This window comes from Chryseobacterium sp. 22543 (genome assembly GCF_052044565.1).
In the GTDB taxonomy this organism is placed as follows: domain Bacteria; phylum Bacteroidota; class Bacteroidia; order Flavobacteriales; family Weeksellaceae; genus Chryseobacterium.
This window is the reverse complement of sequence record NZ_JBQENH010000004.1, coordinates 295,943-322,205: the sequence shown is the minus strand read 5'-3', so window position 1 is coordinate 322,205 and position 26,263 is coordinate 295,943. Positions and strand designations below refer to the sequence as shown.

Below are 26,263 nucleotides of genomic sequence, written 5' to 3'. Positions count from 1 at the left end.
TTTTCTGGGAATTTTATAATGGTTTTCCTATTTTTAAACAAAAAAATCTCCGATACCTCTCTTATCATGAAAAAAGAACTGATTATCTGCTTTTTTACAGCCCTGTTTTCTGTAGCCAGTGCCCAGCAAAATAAAAATGATGTTTTATCTTGGGTAGACCCTTTCATAGGCACAGGAGGACATGGCCATACGTTTCCGGGGGCAACTACGCCTTTCGGGATGATACAGCTGAGTCCGGATCAGAATACAAAAAGTGGCGACTGGGACTGGTGTTCCGGATATCACTACAGCAGTAAAACGATTATGGGATTCAGTCATAACCATCTTAGCGGAACAGGATGGGCAGACCTTGGAGATATTCTGGTAATGCCTACTGTGGGACAGGTAAAAATGGTTCCGGGATCTGAGGAAAACCCTGAAACAGGTTACCGTTCAAAATTCACGCACGATAAAGAAGTGGCATCTCCGGGATACTATTCTGTAATGCTGGACAGCTATGGAATAAAAGCAGAACTTACCGCTTCTCCAAGAGTAGGATTTCATAAATATACTTTCCCGAAAAGTGATGAGTCTAATATCATTATTGATCCAACGAATAAAATCTTCGGAAATATCTACCACACTTTGATAAGTGTAGAAGGCAATAATAAAATCAAAGGTTACTGTTACAGCAATGGTTGGGGAGGTAAACGATTTGCATACTTCGTCATGGAGTTTTCCAAACCGTTTAAGTCTTACGGCGTTTATGCTGACGGAAAAATCAAAAATGATGAAAAAATTGCCCTTGCCAAGGATGCTAAAGCCTTTGTAAGATTCTCTACAGAAGATCAGGAAAGTATTGAAGTAAAAGTATCACTGTCTCCGGTGAGTACAGAAAACGCACAGGAAAATTTCGATACTGAAGCAAAAAATATTGACTTTGCAAAAGCGAAGGAAACAGCTCAAAAGACATGGAGAGATTTGATCGGCAGATTCCAGGTGACTGGAGGTACAGACAGCCAGAGAAAAATTTTCTACACAGGCGTTTACCACACATTCATTGCACCAAATCTTTATATGGATGCCAATGGAGATTATGTGGCCGCTCAGGAAAACATGAATACAAAATGGTTCACGAATTACAGCACCTATTCCTACTGGGATGGATTCAGAGCAACTCACCCGCTGTTGACCATTATGGATCAGAAACACACAAAAGAATTTGCCAATTCCCTGATCAGCAGATATACAGATCGTAAAGACCACATGCCAATCTGGGAACTTTGCGGATATGATAACTTCTGTATGTTAGGGTATCACAGTGCTTCGGTAATTTGGGATGCTATTTCCAAAGGTGTTCCGGGTATTGACGCGGAAAAAGCATTTGCTGCTATGAAAGATGCTTCTTTAACAGATAAAATGAGCAGCAGTGATGGTGGCGGAGGTCTTAATGATTATATTAAATTAGGCTACACCCCATCAGAAAACGGTGCTTCAGTTTCTGCAACACTGGAATATTCATATGATGACTGGTGTATTCAGCAGCTTGCAGAAAAACTAGGGAAGAAAGAGGAATCAGAAGTATATAAAAAACGTTCTATGAACTTCCTGAACACTTTCAATAAAGAAAACAATCACTTCTGGCCAAGACAAAAAGACGGGAAATTCTTAGCAGATTTTACTCTTAACGACTGGAAAAAACTGCAGCCACACTGGGTTTCCGGAAACATCTGGGCTTACGATTTCTTTGTTCCTCATCAGATTGATGAAATGATGAATCTGTATGGAGGGAAAAAAGGATTTGAAGAAAAACTGGATAAAACCTTTACAGAAGCCCTTCATATGGAAGGAGAACAGCATGTTGATATCTCAGGATTTATCGGATCTCTAGGATTTGGTGATGAGCCGGGACATCATGTTCCGTACCTGTACAATTATGCAGGAAGCCCTTACAAGACTCAGAAAATGGTAAAATTTATCCGTGACAATATGTACGCGGCAAAACCGGACGGAATCGTCAATAACGAAGATTGCGGTCAAATGTCGGCATGGTATATTTTCTCTTCATTAGGATTCTATCCTGTGACACCGGGGAAACCTGTTTATGCTATCGGAGCACCACAGTTCCCAAAAGCTTCTTTACAATTGGAGAACGGAAAAACGTTTACCGTGATTGCAGACAAAATATCTGACAAGAATATCTATGTTCAGAAAATGTTCCTGAACGGAAAAGAATACAAAAGCTGGGAATTGAATCACAGTGATATTATGAACGGTGGCGAGCTTAGATTTGTAATGGGCAGCAGACCGGTAAAATAAGACTAATAAAAATAAACGAAACAAAGTATCAATGGAAAGGAGAAATTTTATTAAAACAAGTGCACTGGCAGGAGCCGGATTGCTGTTTACTCAGAATGTTTTTTCAAAAAATTTAGTATTGGACGATTTTCCTGTTGTCCGCGTTCCTAAAGAAAAAAGACATTTTACCAGCGAATCCGTAGAAAATGCTATCGTTGCTTTTAAAAAGAAAGTTAAAAACAAAGAACTCAGCTGGCTCTTTGAAAACAGCTTTCCCAATACATTAGATACTACTGTTTTCTATAGTGAAACCAACGGAACGCCTGATACGTACGTAATCACAGGGGATATTGATGCTATGTGGCTTCGTGACAGTTCTGCACAGGTTTTCCCTTACCTGCAGTTCTCCAAAAAAGATGAAAAGCTGCACAAGCTGATCTCAGGAGTGATTCATAAGCAGACTACTTTTATCCTGAAAGATCCTTATGCAAATGCTTTCTACAACGATGACCAAAAGATCAGTAAATGGAAAGAATATGACCATACCGATATGAAGCCGGGAACCCATGAAAGAAAATGGGAAATAGACTCTCTTTGCTATCCTATCCGTTTGGCCTATCACTTCTGGAAAACAACAGGAGATACAAAACCTTTCGATGCCAACTGGCTGAAAGGAATAAAACTTACTTTGCAGACCTTTACAGAACAGCAGAGAAAAAATGATCTGGGACCTTACAAATTTGAGCGTACAACAGCATGGGCAACAGATGGAGTTCCTATGGGTGGATATGGTTATCCGACGAAACCTGTAGGATTGATCAGTTCTATGTTCCGTCCAAGTGATGATGCTACCATCTACGGATTCCTGATTCCATCTAACCTATTTGCAGTAGTAAGCTTACGCCAGGCTGCGGAAATGGTTTCTCAGATTAAAAATGAAAAAACACTGGCTCAACAACTGAACAGCCTTGCTGATGAAGTAGATACAGCCATCAAAAAATACGGAATTTACAATCATCCTGAATTTGGAAAAATCTATGCTTTTGAAGTAAATGGCTTTGGAAGCTACAACCTGATGGATGATGCGAACTGTCCAAGCTTGCTGGGACTGCCTTATCTGGATGCGGTGAAAGCTGATGACCCTGTGTATTTGAATACAAGAAAATTTGTGTGGTCAGAAAATAACCCGTTCTTCTTCAAAGGAAAGCTGGCAGAAGGAATAGGAGGTCCACATATCGGATTGGATATGATCTGGCCAATGAGTATCATAATGAAGGCACTCACTACCAATGACAAAAGTGAGATCAGATGGTGTATAGATACCTTACAGAAAACGCACGGAGGAACAGGCTTTATGCATGAATCCTTCCATAAAGACGATGCTAAAAAGTTCACCAGAGAATGGTTTGCATGGGCAAATACGCTATTCGGTGAATTGTTATGGAAAACCTTTAACGAAAACCCGGAGCTACTGACATAGCCCTTCCTTTTATATGGTGTATTCATTTGAGATTCCTTCCTGAAAAAGAAGGTGTCAGGGGAATGCTATATAAAATTCAGACACCAAAAACACCTTAAAAAAATTATACAATGAAAAAAAAATCCATCTTTACTGCACTGATTGCCATGATGCTTCAGTCAGGGTCTCTGATTAACGCACAACAGCTTAGTCCTACCGGAATATGCTATGTAGAAGTGAACAACAACAACCTCCTGAATGCAGGAGCGTACAAACTGCAGACATCAAACAGCTATCTGTTCAATGTGGTGAATATTTTTGCGGCTAATATTAATTATGATACCAGCCGTGGAAGAGCGTATCTGTATTCCAATAATAACGTTACCAAGGTTCTTACCAATGCAGATACCTACATAAAGCCACTTCAGCAAAAAGGAATGAAAGTAGTACTGACGATTTTGGGAAATCACCAGGGAGCGGGAATCTGTAATTTCCCTACCCGTGAAGCAGCAAAAGACTTTGCATTACAGCTTGCCAATACAGTGAATACCTATGGTCTTGATGGAATTGATTTTGATGATGAATACTCAGAATACGGAAACAATGGGACAGGGCAGCCTAATGACAGTTCTTTTGTAATGCTTGTTCAGGAGCTCAGAGCACTATTACCGAATAAAATTATTTCATTCTATTATTATGGTCCTGCAGCTTCAAAACTTTCCTGGAACGGAGCCAGAGTAGGGGATAATGTCAATTACAGTTGGAACGCAATGTATGGAACATTCTCCGCTCCAAATGTACCTCCTCTTACTAAAGCACAAATCTCTCCTGCTGCCGTATGGATGGGAAATACTTCCAATTCTACAACCACCAGTCTGGCTACACAGACCAAAAATGGCGGATACGGAGTATTCATGTGGTATGATTTACATGGAACTAATGAAACGTCACAACTTTCAGCAGGAACTCAGACGTTGTACGGAGAGCCAACTGTTTTAAGCGGTACTTTACAGTCATGGACACAAGGGGCAAATTGTGATGCGCCTATTGGGTTGTACACAAGCAATCTTACAGGAACAAGTGCAAAACTGAATTGGTCAGCCGTAGGAACCAATACCTATGATATTGATTATAAACCGGCTTCTTCAACAACTTGGACGAATGCTGTATCAGCAACAGGCTCCACTTCTGTAACCATTTCCGGATTAACAGCCAATACCGAGTATGACTGGAGAATCAGAACGAATTGTAGTGTGAAAAGTGCCTATATGTTTGCTCCAAGATTTACAAGCACTTCAGGAACGGCTCCTACAGGTTCTTACGCATTATCTTTAGATGGAAGCACTGAATCAGGAACTGCCGGAAATCTTACACTAAGCGGTTCTGCATTATCTTTTGAAGGCTGGATCAAACCTTCATCCTTTAAATCAGCTTCTCCTTATATCTCTTCTATCATGGGAACAGAAGTAAGCGACAGCAATTCTGCATTCTTAAGATTAGGAGATGCCAGCCTGGCAAATAATAAGCTTCAGTTTGTTGTAAGTATTAATAATGTACAGCAAAAACTGGCCTCTGCAACAGCTTTGAATGCCAATACTTGGTATCATGTGGCGGCTACCTATGATGGTGCCAACATGAAATTGTATATCAACGGTGTTCTGGATGCAACTAAAGCACAAACCGGAAATGTGAATTCAACAGGAGCATTCAATGTAGGATATTTATATAATACATCAAGAAACTTCAATGGAAAAATAGATGAGGTAAGAGTATGGAAACGTGCATTAAGCCAAACGGAAATCAGTCAGAATATGTGTAATGTAACAGTTCCGGCAACATCATTAGCTGCCTACTGGAAGTTTAACGAAGGCAGTGGTTCTACTGTTCAGGATACTTCAGGAAATGGCGTGACTTTAACATTGACAGGTGTTGATGCTTCCAATTGGGGAACAGATCTGCCATGTACAACAGGAACTTCATTATTAGCAAGAAATGCTTCGATCCAAAAGGCAGTAAATGCAGGACAGATAAATATTAAAAATCAGATAAAATTATATCCTAATCCGGTAAGCAAGTCTTCATCACTTACAGTTTCTGTTTCGGATGAATACAGCAAAGGAAAATTAACGGTTTATGATTTTAATGGAAGAATCGTAGATACGAAATCACTGAACTCCGGAGACAATCAGTATGAATTGACCATAATTTCTGCAGGAAACTATATTCTTCAGTTTGAGTCTCATGATGGAAGCTTAAAACAATCCGAAAAACTAATTGTAAAATAATAACCACAGTCATTGGGCTTCGGCCCAATGATTTTTCTACTACAAAATTGATATACTATGAGAAAAAAATCCTTTTTTATTCCCTTGATGGCCTTAATGCTTCAGGCTGCCCCATTACTCAAGGCACAGCAGCTAGATCCTTTAGGAATCTGCTATGTGGAGGTGAACAACAATAATATGCTGAACGCAGGTTCCTATACTTTGCAGAATACCAACAGACAGCTTTTTGACGTTGCTATTATTTTTGCAGCGAATATCAATTATGATGTTTCTAAAAACAGAGCTTATATTTCAAACAATAATAACGTCACTAAAGTCCTTAATGATGTCAATACCTATGTAAAACCTTTACAGCAAAAAGGAATAAAAGTATTACTGGATCTTTTAGGAAATCACCAGGGAGCAGGAATTTCTAATTTTCCAAACCGTGAAGCGGCTAAAGATTTTGCGTTACAGGTTGCTCATACTGTCTATACTTATGGCTTGGATGGAGTAGACCTTGATGATGAATATGCAGGATACGGAAATAACGGAACGGGGCAGCCTAATAACAGTTCTTTTGTCATGCTTCTGCAGGAATTAAAAGCAGCAATGCCGGATAAACTGATTACATTCTACTACTATGGCCCGGCTACAACCAGACAAACTTATAATGGAGATTTAGCAGGAAACTATATCGATTACACATGGAATGCGATGTACAGTACATACAATGCGCCTGTAGTTCCTCCTCTTAATAAATCCAAAATCTCTGCAGCGGCAACATGGATTCAAAACTCGAATCCAAGCTCAACTTCTGCCACTACACTGGCAAGCTTAGCGACCAGCACAAAAAATGATCAATATGGGGTATTCATGTGGTATGATCTGGCAGGAACTAATGTAGCCAGCTACCTGAGTACAGGCTCCAATATTCTCTATAATGAAAACACACTTTTAAGTGGTCAGTTGTACTCATGGTCTCAGGGACAAACATGTGATCCGCCATTAGGACTCGATGTTTCAAACGTGACAGGAACTTCAGCAAAACTGAACTGGACTTCCAATGCTTCCCAGTCTTATAATATTGATTACAAACCAGCCAATTCTACAGTATGGACGAATGTGGCCAGTAACTATTCAGGAAATAATATTGTCATCAATAACCTTACCCTGAATACCAATTACGATTGGAGAATACAGTCCAACTGCTCACCGACATTAACAAGTACTTATATTTTTGCACCAAGGTTTAACTCCGGAAGTGGCTGCACTACGCCATCAGGATTAACTTCCGGAAGTTTCCTTGGTAATATTGCTCAGCTATCCTGGGATGCAGGAAATGCAACTTCATATACACTGCAATATAAAACTGCAGCAGCTACAACATGGTCTGAAATTCCGAATATTACAACCAATTCTTACGCACTTCAAAATCTTACCCCAAATACAAGTTATGTATGGAAAGTACAGGCGGGATGTGCCGGAGGAACTACAAGTACTTATTCAGGAGAAGGATCATTCAACAGTGGCTTTGCACCTGTTACAAATCCCGGAGCAAGATCTCTTTCTTTCAACGGAAGCACGCACTATCTTAATGCAGGACAGTTTAACCTGAGCGGAAATGCGATGACATTTGAAGGATGGGTAAAAGTAAATGCTTTCAAAACAGGATTCCCTTATATTTCATCAGTAATGGGAGTGGAAGTAGGAGATAATAACTCGGCAATGCTTAGATTCGGAGACGGAAATCTGGCGAATAACAAACTTCAGTTTATCCTGAGCTTCGGTTCATCACAGGTAAAATTGAATACAAATACAGCATTCAATACCAATACATGGTATCATATAGCAGCCACTTATGATGGGGCAGCAATGAAAATTTATGTCAATGGGAACCTTGATGCCAGCTTTGCAGTAACGGGTAACTTTACAGCAAACGGAATTCTGTATTTGGGAAGAAACTATGACAATTCCCGTACAATCAACGGATTCCTTGATGAATTCAGAGTGTGGAAAAAAGCGTTGACTCCTCAGGAAATATTGAGTAACAGCTGTAATGTTCCTGCCAATTCCACTGGCCTTGAAGCTAATTGGAAAATGGATGAAGGAAGTGGTTTAGGTGCATTAGATGCTACGGCAAACACTCATTTTGCAGCCCTGATCAATATGACAGATGCCAACTGGAGAACAGACGTTGCCTGTGCTTCATCTCTTGCCGTGAAAGATATTGAATCGGTAAAAGAGAACAGTACAGTCTATCCAAATCCTGTGAAAAGAGGAAATGATATTCACTTTGCCATCAGCGACAACTCTGCAAGTGAAGTAGCATTGTATGATGTTTCAGGAAAATTATTCAAAAAACAGAACATTAATCAAAATAATAACGCCGTGAATACACAGGATTTAATCAGTGGTACTTATATTTACAAGATTACATCCGCAAACAGTAAAGTAATTTCAACCGGTAAAATTATTGTAAAGTAAGATTCAGATAATGATATAGTTATCAGGATTATAAATATAAAGTCTGAAATACAAAGCAGACAGACAGGATATGTATTCCTGTTTGTCTGTTTTTTCAGTCACAGGATGGCTTGAATTAAAAATAAATAATAATGCAGAATATAGTAGGAATAGATATCGGAGGGTCACACATTACGCTGGCTCAGGTAAATCCGGAAAAACGTGAAATCATTTCTTCAACCTATGTAAGAGAACATGTAGATGCTTTTGAAAGTAAAGAAGTTATTTTTTCAGCATGGGTTTCGGCCATTGAAAAAGTAGCTCACAATCTGGTAAAGGAAGACCTTTTAATTGGTATCGCAATGCCGGGACCTTTCGATTATGAAAACGGAATATCACTGATGCAGCAGGGAAAATTTATTGATATCTATCAGGTCAATATTAAAGAAGAGCTGGCAAAAAGACTGGATATTTCTCAGGAACGGATTCATTTTGTAAATGACGCGGCGGCCTTCATGGAAGGGGAAGTATTCGGAGGTTGTGCTCAGGGATTCGGTAGTGCTTTTGGAGTGACTCTCGGTACAGGATTGGGAACGACCTTCTTTAATGGAGAATTTGCTTCCGATGAAGACTTGTGGGATTCTCCTTTCAGAGATTCTATCTGTGAAGACTATCTGGCAACACGCTGGTTTGTGAATCATTATAAAGAACTGACCGGAGAAGAAATCTCGGGAACCAAAGATTTGTTGGATAAACCCGCAGAAATACAGACCAGAATGTTTGATGAATATGCAGACTCTTTTTCAGAATTTATCGTGAAATATGTAGATCGTTACAAACCGGAAGTTTTAGTTATAGGGGGGAATATTGCCAAGGCATATCCTCATTTTGAGCAAAGATTTATTCAGAATTTAACAAAGAATAATATTAACTTGCAGGTTAAAATTTCTGCCATATTTGAAGATGCCGCCATTCTTGGAGCTGCCAGCTATGCATTAAAAAAGCTTATATAAATTAACAAACGAAAAGATACAATGAAGTTTATATTTTCTACTTGCTTACTGTTATTACAGGCCTGGGTTTTAGGCCAGAATGTATCTCCCGTAGATTATGTGAATCCTTTGATGGGAACACAATCCAAACCCTCATTATCCAACGGAAATACCTATCCGGCAGTCGGACTTCCATGGGGAATGAATATCTGGACACCGCAAACCGGTAAGATGGGCGATGGATGGGCATATACCTACGATGCAGATAAAATAAAAGGATTCAAACAAACCCACCAGCCATCTCCCTGGATGAATGATTATGGCGCATTTGCCATCATGCCGGGAGTAGGAAAAGTGAAATTTAAAGAAGACGACAGAGCGAGCTGGTTCAGCCATAAAGCTGAGGTTACTACGCCTTATTTCTATAGTGTTTACTTAGCTGATATTAATGTTACAACAGAATTTACCCCTACAGAAAGAGCCTCTTATTTTAAATTTGATTTTCCAAAGACAGACAGTGCTTATGTAGTTGTTGATGCACTGAACAAAGGATCTTATATTAAGATTTTACCGAAGGAAAGAAAAATTCTGGGCTATACGACAAGATATTCTACCGGGAAATATGAAAATTTTAAAAACTATTTTGTCATTCAGTTTGATAAAGATTTTGAACTGACAAAAACCTGGAAAGACGATAAACTGGTGAATGATCAGTTAGAAATTACCAGTGATCATACAGGTGCTGTAGTAGGGTTTAAGCTTAAAAATAAAGAAACGGTTTATGCAAAAGTAGCCTCTTCATTCATCAGCTTTGAACAGGCAGAACTGAATTTGAGAAGAGAAATCGGGACCAAAAATTTTGAACAGGTAAAAACGGATGCCAAAAATATATGGAACAAAACATTAGGGAAAATAGACGTAAAAGGAGGGACGGATCAGCAGATGAGAACCTTTTATTCTTCTTTATACAGGACTTTATTCTTCCCACAAAAGTTATATGAAATAGATGCTCAGAACAAAATAAAACACTGGAGCCCTTACAATGGTAAAATTGCAGACGGAAGAATGTTTGCAGGAACCGGTTTCTGGGATACTTTCCGTGCTTTATATCCTTTCCTGAATCTTGTTTATCCAGGTATCAATGTAGAAATGCAGGAAGGATTGGCCAATGCTTACAAAGAAGGCGGTTTCTTACCAGAGTGGAGCAGTCCGGGATATTCTGATATTATGATTGGAAACAATTCTGCGTCTGTAGTGGCAGATGCTTACATTAAAGGACTTCGCGGATATGATACGGAAGCCCTTTGGCGGGCTGTAAAACACGGCGCCAATAATGCAGGTCCTATCGAAGCGGTAGGTCGTGCAGGAGTAGAATATTACAACACTTTGGGCTATGTACCTTACGATGTGAAAATCAATGAAAATGCCGCAAGAACACTGGAATATGCTTATGATGACTTTTCAATTTATCAGCTAGGAAAAGCACTTGGAAAACCCGCTTCAGAGATTGATATTTATAAGAAAAGAGCTTATAATTATAAAAATGTCTTTGACAAAGAAACAGGCTTAATGCGTGGTAAAAACAAAGATGGTAACTTCCAGAAACCTTTCAATCCTTTCAAATGGGGAGATGCTTTTACAGAAGGGAACAGCTGGCATTACACATGGTCTGTCTTCCAGGACATCGACGGTCTGGCAGAACTGATGGGTGGAAAGAAGAAATTCGAAGCCAAATTAGATGAGGTATTCTCATTACCACCGGTTTTTGATGACAGCTATTATGGAGGTGTGATTCACGAGATCAGAGAAATGCAGATTATGAATATGGGGCAGTATGCCCACGGAAACCAGCCGATTCAGCATATGATCTATCTGTACAATTATGCCGGATCACCTTACAAAACGCAATATTGGGCAAGACAGGTGATGAATAAATTGTATCATGCCACTCCGGATGGATATTGCGGAGATGAAGACAACGGACAGACTTCTGCCTGGTATATTTTCTCAGCCCTTGGATTTTATCCGGTAACTCCGGCTACAGATCAATATGTGTTGGGAGCACCATTGTTTAAAGAAGCAACCATTCATCTTGAAAATGGTAAGAAAATTGAAATAAAAGCTCCGGAAAATAATTCCGAAAATTTATATGTAAAATCTTTGAATGTAAATCAGCAGCCTTACTCCAAAAACTGGTTAAGCCATAAAGAACTGATGAAGGGCGCTGTGTTAGACTTTAAAATGGATAGCAAACCTAATAAAGAAAGAGGTTCACAGGAAAAAGATTTTCCATATTCAATGTCAAAAGAAGAATCAAATAAATAATTTTTAATTTAGAAATACAAGCTGTATGAGTACAGAAAAAAAAGAAATATTCGACAGAGTAGAAAGCATGCTGCAGACACAAGGTTTCAATATCGCAGCAAAAGATGATACAAGACCATGGGGAGGTTTCTTTGTGATTGATGAAACACAGGCGCAGGATTTTGCCAACCAGTATTTCGATGGTATTGATGTAGACAACCTGAGAATAGGAGGGAAGCTAAGCCCGAAAATTCTTATCGTTGCTCCGGAAGCAAGATTAAGCTGGCAGTACCACCACAGAAGAGCCGAAATCTGGCAGGTAGTGGAAGGAACTGTAGGAATCAAAAGAAGCAATACCGATGAAGAAGGAGCGTTGGGAGAATATGGTCCAAAAGATCAGGTGAAACTTCAGCAGGGAGAAAGACACAGATTGATAGGTCTTGCAGGCTGGGGAATTGTAGCCGAAATCTGGCAGCATACCGATGTATCCAATCCTTCAGATGAGGATGATATCGTAAGGGTACAGGATGATTTTGGAAGATAAATAGAAAAATCCGCTTCATTGAAGCGGATTTTTTATTGAGTAAGGAAGCTTGAGGCTGGAAGAAGGAAGTTAAGCACTCCCAGCTTCCAGCTTTTAAAACGTTACATCCAGCCCCACATAGACGTTTGCCTTCATAATGGGTGCATATACCATTCCTCCGTCAAAATAATTCCCGAAAGGATTTTTAAAATCAACAATCGCATTTTTCTGATAATAAGAAGTAAGGTTTTCACCACCTACATAAGCTCTGATCTTTTTATTGAAATTTCTTGAGATCTGAGCATTAAGAACGGCATACGATTCCGAATAGGTTGGTAGCTGAAATTCTGCCGGATTGCTTGAAGTATCAGGAAGTCTCTGTTTTCCAACCCAGTTTAAAGTCGTATCAAAACTCCAGAATCCTCCGTTATTATTTTTATTGGTAGAATATGCTAAATTTACAAATCCTCGGTGCTTAGCCATGAAAGGAACTTCTCTTCTTCCTCCGATATAATCTGCCTGTACATCATAATACTTATAAGCAAGTCTCACATCAAAGTTTTTGAAAGGGGTGAAGTCCCACTGGGTTTGGAATGAATTGGCAAATGATTTTCCTTCCAGATTATAGAATGTCAGCTGTTGGGGAGATTTGTCAAGATCCACCAATACCTGATCCTGGAAATCTGTTCTGAAGAAATCGGCAATGATGCTGGATTTTCTTCCGAATAATTTGAATTCCTGCTGTAAACTTGCCCCATAGTTCCAAGCAATTTCAGGTTTTAATCCGTAAATATTTCCTCCGTTGGATAAAATATTGATTGCTCTGTTCGATGCAAAATACTGCTGGCTTTCCGCAAATACATTCGCTGTTCTGAATCCTCTTCCCGCAGAAAGTCTTAAAATAGTCTGAGGCGTAAAATCATACTTGAAATTTAGCCTTGGCGTAAACTGAGTTCCTGCCAGATTGTGAAAATCCACTCTGGTTCCTGCTACTAATGTATATTTTAATCCCGTTAAGGTATATTCAGCAAAAATACCCGGTACAATTTCATTTCTTTTCAGGTCGTTCAATAAATACGTTTCCTTATAACCGTCATATAAGAAACTTGCTCCAGCTTTATACTTATGGTTGGTATTTCCAATAATACTTTCAAAGATTAAATTGGAATAATACGTATGCTGCTGCCCTGCATAATTTCTCAGTCCGAAGAAACTATCCTGCTGATGATACACATATTGGTTCATCCATCCGATACTTTGGTAAGGTTTTCCTTTAAAAACATACCCTGTCTTATTCCAAACCTGAAACCTTGAAATATCAATTCCTACTCCATAAAAAGGCTGTTTGTCCTGAGCCAGTTTTTTATCAAAACCAACTTGTCCTGCAGTTCTTTCATCACGGATAAAGTTAATTCCGAAGTGAGATCCGAATCCTGACTTTTCGAGGTCGTTATAATTCAACAAATACGCGGCATTGATCTGAGTTCCTTTTGGTCTGTCCAGAAAACCGTCATCATTCATATCCGTGTTCCCGAAAGTTCCGTTTCCGTGAAGAAGGAAAGTTTGTGACCATTTATCGTTGATGGGAGAGACGTTGGTAATATTCACTTCAGCTCTTCCATTAAAATCAGAAAAAAGGTTCAGTGACGTCTCAGGAGTCTTCGCATTCTTCAAAAGTTCAGTATTGATCTGTCCTGTGATGCTTTCATAACCATTTGTTACAGTACTTCCTCCCTTAGTAAGCTGAATACTTTCAATCCATCTTCCCGGAATAAAATTTAAGCCATAAGCAGAAGCCAGACCTCTGATTTCGGGTAACTGTTCCTTCGTTAAGCTCGTATATTTCTGATCCAGACCAAGCATTTTCAGCTGTTTTGTTCCGGTAACGGCATTGCTGAAAGAAACATCTACGGTTGCATTCGTTTCGAAACTTTCAGAAAGATTACAGCAGGCTGCCTTTAAAAGTTCCTTTTTATCGATATTAAAAACAAGACCGGCTTCTTTCTTGCTTAAAGAAGTTGCTGCCTTAGAACCTGTTACCACTACACTGTCAATGTTTTTTTCATGTTGGGAATGATCCTCTTTAGCTGATGAGGTTCCGTTCTCTTTATGATCTTCATGCTTTGTAGCTTCTTCATAATGTACTTTTGGATTAGGTTCACCAAAAGTAAAGTCTCTGTCATACAGACAACATCCCGGAAGACCATTGTAAACAGCATCTGAAGCCTTATACTTTTCATTATCATGGCCAGCATCAGCAATAGCTTTTAAAATTTTATCTGATGAGGTTTTTGAGGGGTCAAAATTTAAAGTAACCGTTTGTTTTTCTGCATTCCATTCTGCAACACTGGCTCCGGCATCTTTTGATGCTTTTTCAATTCTGGCTTTACATGAAGCACAGTTTCCTCTCACATAGAACTCATTTTCTTTTTTAGCGGAAACAGAAGCATCTGTGTGATGATCATGGTGTGTTTCTGCCTGAGAAGGCTGCAGGTCTCTGTCATAATGACAACATCCCGGAAGTCCTTCATAGGTTGTATCAGACGCTTTGAATTTCTCATTATCATGACCCGCTTCTGCTACCTTTTTCAGGATGTCTTCGGAAGGTATTTTGTCTGTTTCTAATGTTAATATCTGAAGATCAATAGAGTAAACTGCTGTTTTTGCGCCGGCTTTTTTCGCGGCACTTTCAATTCTTGTTTTGCACATTTCGCAGTTCCCTTTTACCTTGAACTGATTTTTTGAAAGTGTTTGAGCAGATATAAATTGTGTAAATAGGAATAATGCACCAAGTATTAACCTGGAAATAGATAATTTCATTTTATTTAAAAGTTTAAATTAATTAAAAAACAGCTCATTACATAGTATAATGAACTCGTGATATTTTAATTAAGCTATCTTAGGCGGTTGCCAGATTTCCTTTAAACGGTCTGAAATATATGGATCTGAATATTGAAACTGAGGATTCTTATTCGCTTTGTAATAAGATAGTTCCAAACGTAGATTTTTTGAGAAAGGAGTTTCAATAAAAGTATAGCAGGCAACACATGATGAACAGCAGTCATCATTACATGATTTTGTTTTGTCATGTTTGCTGTCTTTTTTTGAAGAATGATTTTTACAGCAGTCCATTTTCTTGGAAGATTCTGCTTTACAGCATGTTTCCTGCATTCCTTGCGCATAGAAGGCATCCTTGGGAATCAAAAAGACTCCCAGGCAAAATACTATTGCAAGTAGATGAAACAGCTTCATATCTGCAAAAATAAGAAATTTATGGCAAAGGATCACCAACTTTTAGAGAACAGCTGTGCCAAGGTTCACCATGTGCTGGGTTTAGCTTTGGTTTTTCTCCCATCGCCAGATTCTGTGCCGCAGGTGCAGGAGCAGGAGCAGTCTGAACTACATTTTGTGCCGATTGAGGAGCTTGTGCAGGTTTACTGTTTAAAGGCTGTCCTACCGGGATGTCACATCGGTGCCCGGGCTGTCCGTGTGGAGGATTCATTCCCGGAGCTGTTTTTGCCTGTTTTCCGTTGTTGTCAAGAGTGATTTTTCCTGGTGATACTGCATTAGGATCAATCTGGACGATATTATTTCCGTTTGCATTTATGTTTTGTGAGGCCGCCGCTGTTGCAGGTTTACTGTTCAGGGGCTGTCCTACCGGAATGTCGCATCGGTGGCCAGGTTGTCCGTGTGGAGGATTCATCCCTGGGGCGGTAGCCATTGGAGCAGGAGTGGAGACAGATGAAATACCTGCCTGGTCCATTAATGTTGTGTTGGAGGTTGTATTAAGAGCAACGCTGGATTGCCCGGCATTGGCTTCTTCTTTTAAATAAGTGGCTTTCTCATCCTTTTTACAAGAGGCAGCTAATAGTGATACGGCGATCAAACCTATAAATGTATTCTTCATATCCATGGGTATGAAACAAAATTAGCAAAACATTTTCAATTGTTTTGCTAATTTTATACTTATAATTTGATTTTTGGATTAATTTTTTACCAAAAGTCTAAATCCTTCTCCGTGAACGTTGATAATTTCCAATCCTTCGTCATCTTTTAATAACTTACGAAGTTTTGCAATATATACGTCCATACTTCTTGCTGTAAAATAATTTTCCTTTTTCCAGATCTTTCTTAAAGCAAGATCTCTAGGCATGAAATCGTTTCTGTGAATACAAAGAAGCTTCAATAATTCATTTTCTTTAGGAGAAAGTTTGTATTCTTTATCACCTACTTTCAATTGTCTCAGCATAGAGTCAAAGAAAATATTGCTAATTTTAAACTGCTCCTGCTCCTCATTTTCCAATGTAGAGCTTCTCTGTAAAATAGCCTTGATTTTATATAAAAGAAGCTCAGTATCAAAAGGTTTTGTGATATAGTCATCAGCTCCCAACTGGTATCCTTTCAAAATATCTTCTCTCATATTTCTTGCTGTAAGAAATATAATCGGTGTATTTTTATCAATCTTTTTTACATCTTCGGCCAATGAAAACCCGTCTTTTTTAGGCATCATTACGTCAAATATGCAGATGTCGAATTCATTTTCTGTAAATTCTTTAAGTCCCTGCTCCCCATCAGTGGCAAGTGTTACTTCAAAATTATTGATTGTCAAATAATCTTTAAGCACCGCCCCAAAACTCTGATCGTCCTCTACTAATAATATTCTGTTGCTCATAATTTTTAATAATTAATAATTAACAATTAAGAATGAACTTCCTCACTCTATCTTCTATATTTTGATATTTGGTTTAATTTTTCGTCAATGATGATTTATCATTCATCAATGATCATTTTATATATTTTATCCCATTGGGAGTTTTATCGTGAACGTACTTCCATCTCCCTTATTAGAGTCTACGATAATCTGTCCTTTGTGCAGTTCTACAATTTTCTTCACGTAGGAAAGACCTAATCCCTGTCCTTTCACGTTGTGAATATTTCCGGTTTCTTCCCTGAAGAATTTTTCGAAAATTTTGGTTTTATTCTGAGTATCCATTCCCATTCCTTTATCAGAAATTTCAATGATATACCAGTGTCCTTCATTTCTTGTTTCCACATGTATTTCCGGCGCTTCAGGAGAATATTTATTGGCATTATCCAGTAAGTTGACCAGCATATTTGAAATATGGAACTCGTCTATTTTAAAATTATAATGGGTGGCATTGAATTTCTGGGTAAGAGAACCGTTCCTTTGCTTCACAATCAGATTGAAAGATTCTGTTGTCCTTTTGATCAATTCTCTTACATTGGTTTCTTTTAAAAACAGCTCTACTTCATTTCGTTCAAGTTTAGACATATTAAGCACGTTTTCAACCTGCTTTTTCATCCTTAAGTTCTCCTGCTTTATCAGTTCTGAATAATATTTTACCTTATCCGGATTGGTGGCAATTTTGTCATTAGCCAAAGAATCCGTTGCTACAGAAATGGTTGCCAATGGTGTTTTGAACTCATGAGACATGTTGTTGATGAAGTCTGTTTTTACTTCAGCAAGCTTTTTCTGTCTCATCATATAATTGATGGAAATAATGTAAATCCCAAGAATGGTAAGCAGAGAAAGAAATGTTCCTAAAAGCATCGGCCAGTTGTTCATCGCCAGAGAGTATTCTTTCTTAGGAAAAACCAATGCGAGGCTGTACAGTGTGTTTTTTTTGTCTGCAAAAAGAGGAAAGCTGTAGATATTACTGTCTTTTTTCTCTTTGTAGGCTTTATTCACGATGCTTGTAAGCTTGTTGTTGCGGTCAAGAACTCCATATCCGAACTTGGCAGATATTCCTCTTATTTTAAGTTCTTTCGCAATGACAGAATCAAGTGTTTTCGGATCCACTCTTTTTGTGATAGGGAGGTTATTTCCATATACTTTCACAAATTCTTTCATGGAGTAATCTCCGGTTTCAATCTCCTGATTGATATCCGTGGTAAGAAGTTCACGGTTGGTGGTATCTCTTTTTATTTTATAGGCTGCTTCGTCTGTATATAAGGTTGTGAGTTTAATAGAATCCCCTTTTTGAGAAATCGGCAGCTGTGTTTTTTCAATAATGTTTTTAGAATAAATAATCTGTCTTTGAGTTCCAGAGTCTTCTACCTGCTGAATTGTAGTTAGAGACGGCTGTTTACTATTGGCAAGAATATTTTTTCTGAAATCCTTATAATCCTCATTCAGATATTTGTCTGCTTCGATCTCTTCAATACTTTTTGAAGTACTTTCCAAAACTGCATACACTTTATTTGAAAAATCCTGTTCCAGTACACCGTAATAGCCTTTCAACCAATAAAATTGGAGCGTCACAAAGACAATCAGTGAGATCGTCATAAACACTGAAATTATTGGGATGAATTTGTTATTCATTATTTAATTATATATGTTTTGGAAAAATGAATGTTAAAATTAATTTTTTTAAGACTACATAAACAAAAAACGAGCCAAATAATTGTTTTTTTTTTCTTAAAAGAGTGTTTTTTAACAATTATTTATGAATTATCCTTTACTTGTCATATGAAAAGTCCCTTTCAATAAATAAAATGCTAACTTTATTAAAAATAAAAATATATGGAATCTAATATCATTTTCAACAAAGATTTTGATGCTGCCAGTACGTATGTCATGAAAATTTATAAAGCTGATGTTTCAACGGTATGGGATCATTTCACCCAATCCGAATTATTGGATCAATGGTGGGGACCTAAACCCTGGAGATGTGAAACGGTAAAACAGGATTTCAGAGAAGGAGGAATCTGGATGTATGCAATGGTAGGGCCAAACGGTGAGAAAGGACCTCTGTATGCTCAGTCTCAGTATGGCGAAATTACAGAACACAGAAGCCTTGACTGGATGAGTGCTTTTTGTGATGAAAAAGGAAATATTAATGAAGATTTTCCAAGATCAAAATGGCTGCTCGGCTTTACAGGAGTGGAAGAGGGTACTAAAGTGACCATCAATATCCACTACCATTCTCAGGAAGTTATGAGAAAGATTTTGGAAATGGGATTTGAAGAAGGATTTAAAATGGGATTGACACAATTGGAAGAACTGATTGGCTCATAAATAATTGGGCATCTGAAAAAAAAGGAAATGAAAGATGTTGCGGATACATTTATAATATAAAAGCAGGATGTCTGAATGAGCATCCTGCTTTTTTTGTTAAATTAATTCTTCTTCCTGAAAGTAATGAATAATCGCCTTTTTCATAAGCAAGCTTTGCTCATTAGGTCTTAACTCAGGCAGATCTTCTATTTTTTCAAAGTGTGGCCAGCCATCTTCGTAATGTGAAAATTTGTAATATCCAAAAGGTTCCATCAATCTGCAAACTGCGATATGAAGGATATTTAATTTATCGTCTTTTGTATATTTCTGTTGGCCGCTTCCCAATTCCTGAAGTCCAATTAAAAATAATATCGTTTCAATCGGTGGATTTTTTTCAGTCTGGAAGTTGTCTTCAAAAAACTGTTCTATTTTTTTCCAATATTCAGATTCGTTCATATGATTATAACTGTCATTTTTTATCGTGACAATGTATTTTATAAATTATTATTTTCTTTGTTTCTAAGATCTTCTTCTCTTGCTTTTTTCAGAAGGTCCTGTAAGTTTTCCTCTTGTTTGGCCTTAAAGTCTTCTCTTTTTTCCATTCTTGTAATTTTCTGTTTTTGTATTAAATAATAGCAATTGAAATAAAAACTAATAATAACATATACTCTGTATTTGAAAATTAATTAAGAGAATGTAAAAGCTATTTTTCATTTATTTTCAAAAGAAAAGCATACTCTAAAGCATCTTCTTTCAATGATTCAAACCTTCCGCTGGCGCCTCCATGTCCGGAGCTCATGTCAGTTTTAAAAACTAAGATGTTATCGTTTGTTTTGAGTTCTCTCAGTTTTGCAGTCCATTTTGCAGGCTCCCAATACTGTACCTGAGAATCATGGAATCCTGTAGTGATCAGCATATGAGGATAATCTTTAGCTTCTACATTGTCATACGGAGAATAGTCTTTCATATAATGATAATACTCCTCGTCATTTGGATTTCCCCATTCATCATATTCCCCGGTAGTCAAAGGAATCGTGTCATCCAGCATTGTGGAAACAACATCTACGAAAGGGACCTGTGCTACAATTCCGTTGAATAACTGAGGTTCATAATTGACCACAGCGCCTACCAACAAACCTCCGGCACTTCCTCCCATCGCATACATATGTCTCGATGATGTATAATTTTCTTTGATTAAATGTTTTCCTGCATCAATAAAATCGAAAAAAGTATTTTTCTTGAATAACATTTTTCCATCTTCATACCATTCTCTTCCCAGGTATTCTCCGCCACGGATGTGGGCAATAGCATAAATGAAACCTCTGTCTAGAATAGACAATCTTACATTTGAAAAGCTGGCATCAACGGTGTGCCCATAACTTCCATATCCATACAGAAGAAGTGGAGTGTCAGCGGATTTTTTGGTGTCTTTGTGGTATACTAAAGAAATTGGAACTTTTACTTCCCCATCTCTGGAGTCTGCCCATATTCTTTCTGAAATATAATTTTCAGGGAAAAATTTCCCACCCAATACTTCCTGTTGTTTCAGGAGCTTGGTGGTTTTGTCCTTCATATTGTACTCGTAAGTGGAGCTTGGCTGTGTAAGAGATGTATAGCCATAACGAAGAATTTCAGTGTCAAATTCAAGGTTAATCCCAATATAGGCTGTATATGTTGGGTCAGAAAAAGGTAAATAATAAGACTCTTGGGTCTTCTCATCAATAATTTTGATCTGAAGCAAACCTCTCTCTCTTTCCTCAAGTACCAGATAATCTTTGAAAATTTCAAAACCTTCCAGTAAAACTTCCGCACGGTGTGGAATAACATCCACCCAGTTTTCCATACTGCAGTTGTCAATCTTTGCTTTTACAATTTTGAAGTTAATTGCATCATCAGCATTAGTGATAATATAGAATTCATCTTCATAATGCTCTACAGAATATTCGAGATCATCTATTCTGGGCTGTATTGTTATCCATTCTGCAAATACGTTGTCAGAGGGAATAAAGCGGTGCTCATCAGAGATAGTACTTGAACTAGCTATGAAAATATACTGTAAAGATTTTGTTTTAAATACATTGACATCAAAAGTGTCATCTTCTTCGTGGAAGATCAGAACATCATCAGCAGAATCAGTTCCTAACTGATGTCTGTATACCTGGAAAGCACGGAGGCTCTTATCTTTTCTAATATAGAAAACATGTTGATTATCATTCGCCCAAACTGCTTTTCCTGTTGTATTTGGAATAGAATCCGGCAGAATTTCCCCGGTTTTTAAATTTTTAAAATTAAGCGTATAAATTCTTCTTCCTACATCATCTGAAGAAAAAGAAGCCAGTTCATTACCGGGGCTCACGGCTACACTTCCTACTTCAAAAAATTCTTTGCCTTCTGCCAGAACGTTCACGTCAAGTACAATTTCCTCCTCGTTGTCAAGACTTTTATGCTTTCTGCAGAAAATAGGATATTCCTTGCCTTCTTCATAACGTACAATATACCAGTATTCATTAAAGAAATAGGGTAGAGATTCGTCATCCTTTTTATAACGGGCTTTCATCTCTTCAAAAAGCTCTTCCTGAAGAACTTCCGTATCTTTCATGATGAATTCTTCGTAGGCATTTTCCTCTTCAATATATTTGATGACTTCAGGGTTTTCCCTTTCATTCAGCCAAAAGTAATTATCGGTCCTTCTATCGCCGTGGGTTTCTAATATTTTTTCTATTTTTTTTGCCTGTGGAGCTTTCATCCGGATATTTTAATTTTTTATTGAGCAGAGTTTGTCTTTATGCTTTTCTTCTGAAAGTAAGCAATTTATGCAGACGTCTCATTCAATGTTAATTTTCGTTCAAATTTAGGTAAAAAAAAACCATCTTTCCTTTATTGAAAAGATGGTTCATGGTATTTTTATAATTAAAGACTATTTATGAAGTGCTTTAATGTACTTTTCAAGGGCCATTGTCATGGAAGGAGTTTCCTTCGTAGGTGCCATTAAATCTACTGTTAATCCAGCTTCTTCTGCGGCAGCCAAAGTCGTGTTTCCGAAAACACCAATCTTGGTTTCATCCTGTTTGAAGCCAGGGAAGTTTTGTTGTAGCGATTTGATTCCTTGCGGACTAAAGAAGATCAACATGTCATAATCTTTAATGTTGATATCTGTAAGGTCGCTGCATACGGTACGGTACATGATTGCTCTTGTCCAGTCTGCATTAGATGCATCCATGGTTTTCACAATATCCGGACTCAAAACATCTGAAGATGGCAGCAGATATTTTTCAGTTGGGAATTTTTTGAAAAGAGGAAGCAGATCTGAGAAGTTTTTCTCCCCAAAGCTGATTTTTCTTTTTCTGTACACAATATGCTTTTGAAGGTAGTTGGCAATTGCTTCCGACTGGCAGATATATCTCATTGTATCCGGAACGGCAAAACGAAGTTCTTCCGCAAGTCTGAAGTAATGGTCAATCGCATTTTTACTGGTAAAAATAATACCGGTATACTGCGTCAGATCTATTTTCTGTGTTCTGAGCTCTTTATTGTCAACCCCTTCAACGTGGATAAATGGACGGAAATCAATCTTTATTTTTTCCTTCTTTGCTATATCCAAATATGGAGAAGACTCACTAGGCGCTGGTTGAGAAACCAATATAGACTTTATTCTCATCATTGACATTTATTAAAAAAATAACAACTTCCAAAGCAATAATAATGGTGCGATTTGGAGGGTGCAAATATACAAAAATTTATAATACCATTTTTCAGGAAGAATCTTGTTCTTGTGAAATAAGTAGAAAAAAACTTTGAAAATGAATACAAAAGAAAAGAAACACAAATAATACAAAAATATTTTATTTCTGTCTATAGGGAAGTAATAATGGGCTACACAAAGAATTATTAGCAAAAATGTAAGAATGAAATAAAATTTTGTGGAGGTAAAATAAAAAATAGTCCATTTTTTTCCGTCTCCTATACTTTGATAAAATAAAAAACCTAATGTTGATTTTATTAAATAAAAAAACAGCACCGCCAGCAAAGTATACCCGAATTTATTAAGCTGATACCCAAAAAGCTGAAGATCGGCAATATATTTCGGTACAATAGGAATATACTGTGAGATCAAAACAGATAAGGTGAGCGTCGTCACACATGAAGTGATAATCCAGCTGGGAAGGTTGTTGCTTGCATCAAAATACTTTTGAAGCAGAAAATCTTTGAGACTGGCATCCCTTTCTATGACGTTCATCATAAAAACATATAAAAATATACAGCCCACGAGGATAAAGATTACCCAGTCGTTATTCTCAGGTATTCTTACATGATTGATGAAGTGTTGTGATGATGGCAAAATTTAAGTTTTTATTATTTATTATTTAACTTCTGATAGCACAATCCGGCACAGAATTTCCTGTCACCTGTTTCATGTATCCGCAGTTAAAATATTTGCTCTCATCGATTTTACGTATTGTTCAGATCTGTTGAATAAAAGTTTCTGTTTCATCCGCTTAATCCCTGAGAAATATTTTTGCAAAATTATAGATTATTTTGTATAAAATAAAAAGGTTAAATAAACTATCTTTGCAAACTGAAATGAAAAAACTCGTTATTATCCCCACATACAACGAAAAGGAAAATATTGAAAATATTATTTCCGCGGTTTTTGCATTGGAGGACGACTTTCATATCTTAGTTGTAGATGATACTTCCCCGGATGGAACAGCCGAGGTTGTAAAAGAAATGCAGAAGAAACATCCGCATTATTTGCATCTTTCAATAAGACATGTAAAAGACGGGTTGGGAAAGGCATATATTCATGGATTTAAATGGGCTATTGAAAATAAATATGATTATATTTTTGAGATGGATGCCGATTTTTCTCATAATCCTAGCGATCTGCCAAAATTGTTTGAAGCATGCAGGAATGCAGACATGGCCATAGGTTCCCGTTACTCAAAAGGAGTGAATGTGGTCAACTGGCCGATGGGAAGAGTACTGCTTTCTTATTTTGCATCAAAATATGTAAGATTTGTATTGGGACTTCCTATTCATGATACTACAGCAGGATTTGTCTGTTTTTCAAGAAATGTATTGGAAGAAATAGGATTGGATAATGTAAGGCTGAAAGGTTACGGGTTTCAGATAGAAATGAAATTCAGAGCCTTTAAAAAAGGGTTCAGAATTGTAGAAGTTCCTATTATATTTACCAACAGAATTTTAGGAGAAAGCAAAATGAACGGTGGAATTATCCATGAGGCCGTTTTTGGAGTGTTAAATCTAAAGTGGAAATCAATCATCAATAGACTATGAAACAAAGCATGAACAATTCTTTTCAGACGGAGGAATATGTATATGCGAAGTTCCATCAGACTATTAAATAAAAAATATAAAAATAAACTGATGAAAAAGCTGATCTTTATTTTCGTTTTGCTGGGCATGTTTTCGTGCAGCGATTATATTGATAAGCCTAAAAATCTGATCGATAAAGGCGTAATGGCAGAAATCATTGCAGATCTTGCGATCAATGATCAGGCGATCTTTGTATATCCTGACAAAAATATGGAAGCCGGTACAAGAGCTGTCCTGAAGTCACATAAAGTAAAATCTGACGACTTTGTAGAAAGCTTCAAATATTATGTGATCAAAGAAGAAATGGATGGGATTACCAATGATGCACAGGAAATACTGCTAAAAAAAGATCCCAAAGCAGATAAATACGTAAAGGATAAACTGAAACAAAACGGGGCTGTAATACCTTTGGTAAGGTAAAACGGTACTGAAGTTTCTAACCTATAAGAAATCACTGATAACAAGGTGAATTAAAAAAGTAGAGAGATGAAATTTTTTAATATAGAAAAAACCTCTGAAGGAAAAGCAAGAGCAGGGGAAATTACCACAGATCACGGGAAGATTCAAACTCCCATTTTTATGCCTGTGGGAACTGTTGCAAGTGTGAAAACAGTTCATCAGAGAGAATTAAAAGAAGACATTAAGGCTCAGATTATTCTGGGAAATACTTACCACCTTTATCTTCGTCCGGGAATGGAGACGATGCAGGATGCAGGTGGTTTACATAAATTCATGAACTGGGATCTTCCTATCCTTACTGATTCAGGAGGCTTTCAGGTATTTTCACTGGCTAGTAACAGAAAAATGACTGAAGAAGGTGCGAGATTCAAATCTCACATCGACGGAAGTTACCACATGTTCTCTCCGGAAAGATCAATGGAGATTCAAAGACAGATCGGAGCCGATATTTTCATGGCTTTTGACGAATGTACTCCTTATCCTTGCGATTATAACCAGGCAAAATCATCTATGGAGCTTACCCATCGCTGGCTGAAAAGATGTATTGAATGGACTAATGATAATCCTGAATTATACGGATACAAACAAAGACTTTTCCCTATTGTTCAGGGATCTACCTATTCCGACCTTAGAAAAATCTCTGCAGAAGTAATTTCTGAAGCAGGAGCCGAAGGAAATGCCATTGGAGGACTTTCTGTAGGAGAGCCTGAAGAAGAAATGTACAGAATCACTGATGAAGTGACAGACATTCTTCCAAAAGAAAAACCAAGATATCTGATGGGAGTAGGAACTCCATGGAATATCCTTGAATCTATCGGACTGGGAATTGATATGATGGATTGTGTAATGCCAACAAGAAATGCAAGAAATGCAATGCTTTTCACATGGCAGGGCGTGATGAACCTGAAAAATGAAAAATGGAAGCGTGATTTTTCGCCTTTAGACGAATTTGGGACCAGTTTTGTAGATCGTGAATATTCAAAAGCGTATCTTCGCCACCTGTTTGTATCTAAAGAATATCTGGCAAAACAGATTGCTTCGATTCATAATCTTGCCTTCTATCTTGATTTAGTAAAAGTAGCCAGAGAACATATTATTGCAGGAGATTTCTACGAATGGAAAAACTCCGTAGTACCGGTTCTTAGACAAAGACTGTAAGAGAAT

The 26,263-nt window shown here is 37.7% G+C and carries 20 protein-coding genes; 11 read left to right on the top strand and 9 right to left on the bottom strand.

The genetic code is table 11. The annotated features are described in order from the left end of the window. The first annotated feature begins 66 nt into the window (after positions 1 to 66). The 7 genes from ACTJIP_RS15875 to ACTJIP_RS15845 all read left to right on the top strand — a co-directional run bounded on the left by ACTJIP_RS15875 (position 67) and on the right by ACTJIP_RS15845 (position 12,306). The gene (locus tag ACTJIP_RS15875; RefSeq protein WP_077413678.1) at positions 67 to 2,298 is read left to right on the top strand and encodes a GH92 family glycosyl hydrolase; all 2,232 of its coding nucleotides are present in this window, start codon (positions 67 to 69) and stop codon (positions 2,296 to 2,298) included. A 31-nt stretch (positions 2,299 to 2,329) separates the two neighbouring features. Beyond that, on the top strand, positions 2,330 to 3,757 hold the full coding sequence (locus ACTJIP_RS15870) for a glycoside hydrolase family 125 protein (protein ID WP_440704829.1): 1,428 nt from the start codon (positions 2,330 to 2,332) through the stop codon (positions 3,755 to 3,757). Between the two features lie 110 nt (positions 3,758 to 3,867). Beyond that, the gene (locus tag ACTJIP_RS15865) at positions 3,868 to 6,021 is read left to right on the top strand and encodes an endo-beta-N-acetylglucosaminidase H (protein WP_428168586.1); all 2,154 of its coding nucleotides are present in this window, start codon (positions 3,868 to 3,870) and stop codon (positions 6,019 to 6,021) included. A gap of 57 nt (positions 6,022 to 6,078) precedes the next feature. Further along, entirely contained in the window at positions 6,079 to 8,487 is a 2,409-nt protein-coding gene (locus tag ACTJIP_RS15860) for an endo-beta-N-acetylglucosaminidase H (protein ID WP_440704828.1), read from the top strand. 131 nt (positions 8,488 to 8,618) lie between these two features. Continuing rightward, complete coding sequence (locus tag ACTJIP_RS15855) at positions 8,619 to 9,479, top strand: ROK family protein (RefSeq protein ID WP_180564965.1); 861 nt, start codon at positions 8,619 to 8,621, stop codon at positions 9,477 to 9,479. 21 nt (positions 9,480 to 9,500) lie between these two features. Next, positions 9,501 to 11,783: a GH92 family glycosyl hydrolase gene (locus ACTJIP_RS15850; protein WP_077413438.1), complete on the top strand. Its 2,283-nt coding sequence runs from the start codon at positions 9,501 to 9,503 to the stop codon at positions 11,781 to 11,783. Between the two features lie 25 nt (positions 11,784 to 11,808). Further along, on the top strand, positions 11,809 to 12,306 hold the full coding sequence (locus ACTJIP_RS15845; protein ID WP_077413439.1) for a phosphoheptose isomerase: 498 nt from the start codon (positions 11,809 to 11,811) through the stop codon (positions 12,304 to 12,306). Between the two features lie 93 nt (positions 12,307 to 12,399). On the opposite strand, the gene ACTJIP_RS15840 is transcribed toward ACTJIP_RS15845, so the two are convergent. The 5 genes from ACTJIP_RS15840 to ACTJIP_RS15820 form a co-directional block, all read right to left on the bottom strand. Then, the gene (locus ACTJIP_RS15840) at positions 12,400 to 15,105 is read right to left on the bottom strand and encodes a TonB-dependent receptor domain-containing protein (protein WP_440704827.1); all 2,706 of its coding nucleotides are present in this window, start codon (positions 15,103 to 15,105) and stop codon (positions 12,400 to 12,402) included. A gap of 69 nt (positions 15,106 to 15,174) precedes the next feature. Continuing rightward, positions 15,175 to 15,537 (bottom strand): hypothetical protein, encoded by a 363-nt coding sequence (locus tag ACTJIP_RS15835; RefSeq protein WP_232539042.1) that lies wholly within the window; start codon positions 15,535 to 15,537, stop codon positions 15,175 to 15,177. 19 nt (positions 15,538 to 15,556) lie between these two features. Next, on the bottom strand, positions 15,557 to 16,192 hold the full coding sequence (locus ACTJIP_RS15830; RefSeq protein ID WP_228408601.1) for a hypothetical protein: 636 nt from the start codon (positions 16,190 to 16,192) through the stop codon (positions 15,557 to 15,559). Positions 16,193 to 16,270: 78 nt separating this feature from the next. Further along, entirely contained in the window at positions 16,271 to 16,957 is a 687-nt protein-coding gene (locus tag ACTJIP_RS15825) for a response regulator transcription factor (protein WP_002982671.1), read from the bottom strand. Positions 16,958 to 17,083: 126 nt separating this feature from the next. After that, on the bottom strand, positions 17,084 to 18,628 hold the full coding sequence (locus tag ACTJIP_RS15820; protein WP_077413442.1) for a sensor histidine kinase: 1,545 nt from the start codon (positions 18,626 to 18,628) through the stop codon (positions 17,084 to 17,086). A gap of 201 nt (positions 18,629 to 18,829) precedes the next feature. Between ACTJIP_RS15820 and ACTJIP_RS15815 the strand changes: the two genes are divergently transcribed. After that, positions 18,830 to 19,324, top strand: coding sequence for an SRPBCC family protein (locus tag ACTJIP_RS15815; protein WP_180564968.1), 495 nt, complete (start codon positions 18,830 to 18,832; stop codon positions 19,322 to 19,324). A 96-nt stretch (positions 19,325 to 19,420) separates the two neighbouring features. On the opposite strand, the gene ACTJIP_RS15810 is transcribed toward ACTJIP_RS15815, so the two are convergent. The 4 genes from ACTJIP_RS15810 to ACTJIP_RS15795 form a co-directional block, all read right to left on the bottom strand. Then, the gene (locus ACTJIP_RS15810; protein WP_077413444.1) at positions 19,421 to 19,759 is read right to left on the bottom strand and encodes a hypothetical protein; all 339 of its coding nucleotides are present in this window, start codon (positions 19,757 to 19,759) and stop codon (positions 19,421 to 19,423) included. A 247-nt stretch (positions 19,760 to 20,006) separates the two neighbouring features. Beyond that, complete coding sequence (locus tag ACTJIP_RS15805; RefSeq protein ID WP_077413445.1) at positions 20,007 to 22,049, bottom strand: S9 family peptidase; 2,043 nt, start codon at positions 22,047 to 22,049, stop codon at positions 20,007 to 20,009. Between the two features lie 171 nt (positions 22,050 to 22,220). Beyond that, on the bottom strand, positions 22,221 to 22,961 hold the full coding sequence (locus ACTJIP_RS15800; RefSeq protein ID WP_077413680.1) for a uroporphyrinogen-III synthase: 741 nt from the start codon (positions 22,959 to 22,961) through the stop codon (positions 22,221 to 22,223). Positions 22,962 to 22,973: 12 nt separating this feature from the next. After that, positions 22,974 to 23,642, bottom strand: a complete 669-nt coding sequence (locus tag ACTJIP_RS15795) for a DUF4271 domain-containing protein (protein WP_077413446.1) — start codon at positions 23,640 to 23,642, stop codon at positions 22,974 to 22,976. Positions 23,643 to 23,884: 242 nt separating this feature from the next. On the opposite strand from ACTJIP_RS15795, the gene ACTJIP_RS15790 reads away from it, so the two are divergent. From ACTJIP_RS15790 to tgt, 3 genes are all read left to right on the top strand, one after another. Beyond that, positions 23,885 to 24,601, top strand: a complete 717-nt coding sequence (locus tag ACTJIP_RS15790; protein WP_077413447.1) for a polyprenol monophosphomannose synthase — start codon at positions 23,885 to 23,887, stop codon at positions 24,599 to 24,601. Between the two features lie 90 nt (positions 24,602 to 24,691). Continuing rightward, positions 24,692 to 25,060: a DUF4296 domain-containing protein gene (locus tag ACTJIP_RS15785; protein WP_077413681.1), complete on the top strand. Its 369-nt coding sequence runs from the start codon at positions 24,692 to 24,694 to the stop codon at positions 25,058 to 25,060. Between the two features lie 66 nt (positions 25,061 to 25,126). Further along, positions 25,127 to 26,257, top strand: a complete 1,131-nt coding sequence (gene tgt, locus ACTJIP_RS15780; RefSeq protein ID WP_047380269.1) for a tRNA guanosine(34) transglycosylase Tgt — start codon at positions 25,127 to 25,129, stop codon at positions 26,255 to 26,257. Positions 26,258 to 26,263 lie beyond the last annotated feature (6 nt).

Coding starts and splice junctions, on each gene's coding strand:
- ACTJIP_RS15820 (WP_077413442.1), bottom strand. CDS start 18,628: ATGAATAACAAATTCATCCCAATAATTTCAGTGTTTATGACGATCTCA.
- ACTJIP_RS15815 (WP_180564968.1), top strand. CDS start 18,830: ATGGAATCTAATATCATTTTCAACAAAGATTTTGATGCTGCCAGTACG.
- ACTJIP_RS15850 (WP_077413438.1), top strand. CDS start 9,501: ATGAAGTTTATATTTTCTACTTGCTTACTGTTATTACAGGCCTGGGTT.
- ACTJIP_RS15790 (WP_077413447.1), top strand. CDS start 23,885: ATGAAAAAACTCGTTATTATCCCCACATACAACGAAAAGGAAAATATT.
- ACTJIP_RS15860 (WP_440704828.1), top strand. CDS start 6,079: ATGAGAAAAAAATCCTTTTTTATTCCCTTGATGGCCTTAATGCTTCAG.
- ACTJIP_RS15845 (WP_077413439.1), top strand. CDS start 11,809: ATGAGTACAGAAAAAAAAGAAATATTCGACAGAGTAGAAAGCATGCTG.
- ACTJIP_RS15800 (WP_077413680.1), bottom strand. CDS start 22,961: ATGAGAATAAAGTCTATATTGGTTTCTCAACCAGCGCCTAGTGAGTCT.
- ACTJIP_RS15805 (WP_077413445.1), bottom strand. CDS start 22,049: ATGAAAGCTCCACAGGCAAAAAAAATAGAAAAAATATTAGAAACCCAC.
- ACTJIP_RS15785 (WP_077413681.1), top strand. CDS start 24,692: ATGAAAAAGCTGATCTTTATTTTCGTTTTGCTGGGCATGTTTTCGTGC.
- ACTJIP_RS15870 (WP_440704829.1), top strand. CDS start 2,330: ATGGAAAGGAGAAATTTTATTAAAACAAGTGCACTGGCAGGAGCCGGA.
- ACTJIP_RS15855 (WP_180564965.1), top strand. CDS start 8,619: ATGCAGAATATAGTAGGAATAGATATCGGAGGGTCACACATTACGCTG.
- ACTJIP_RS15830 (WP_228408601.1), bottom strand. CDS start 16,192: ATGAAGAATACATTTATAGGTTTGATCGCCGTATCACTATTAGCTGCC.
- ACTJIP_RS15865 (WP_428168586.1), top strand. CDS start 3,868: ATGAAAAAAAAATCCATCTTTACTGCACTGATTGCCATGATGCTTCAG.
- ACTJIP_RS15875 (WP_077413678.1), top strand. CDS start 67: ATGAAAAAAGAACTGATTATCTGCTTTTTTACAGCCCTGTTTTCTGTA.
- ACTJIP_RS15810 (WP_077413444.1), bottom strand. CDS start 19,759: ATGAACGAATCTGAATATTGGAAAAAAATAGAACAGTTTTTTGAAGAC.
- tgt (WP_047380269.1), top strand. CDS start 25,127: ATGAAATTTTTTAATATAGAAAAAACCTCTGAAGGAAAAGCAAGAGCA.
- ACTJIP_RS15825 (WP_002982671.1), bottom strand. CDS start 16,957: ATGAGCAACAGAATATTATTAGTAGAGGACGATCAGAGTTTTGGGGCG.
- ACTJIP_RS15840 (WP_440704827.1), bottom strand. CDS start 15,105: ATGAAATTATCTATTTCCAGGTTAATACTTGGTGCATTATTCCTATTT.
- ACTJIP_RS15835 (WP_232539042.1), bottom strand. CDS start 15,537: ATGAAGCTGTTTCATCTACTTGCAATAGTATTTTGCCTGGGAGTCTTT.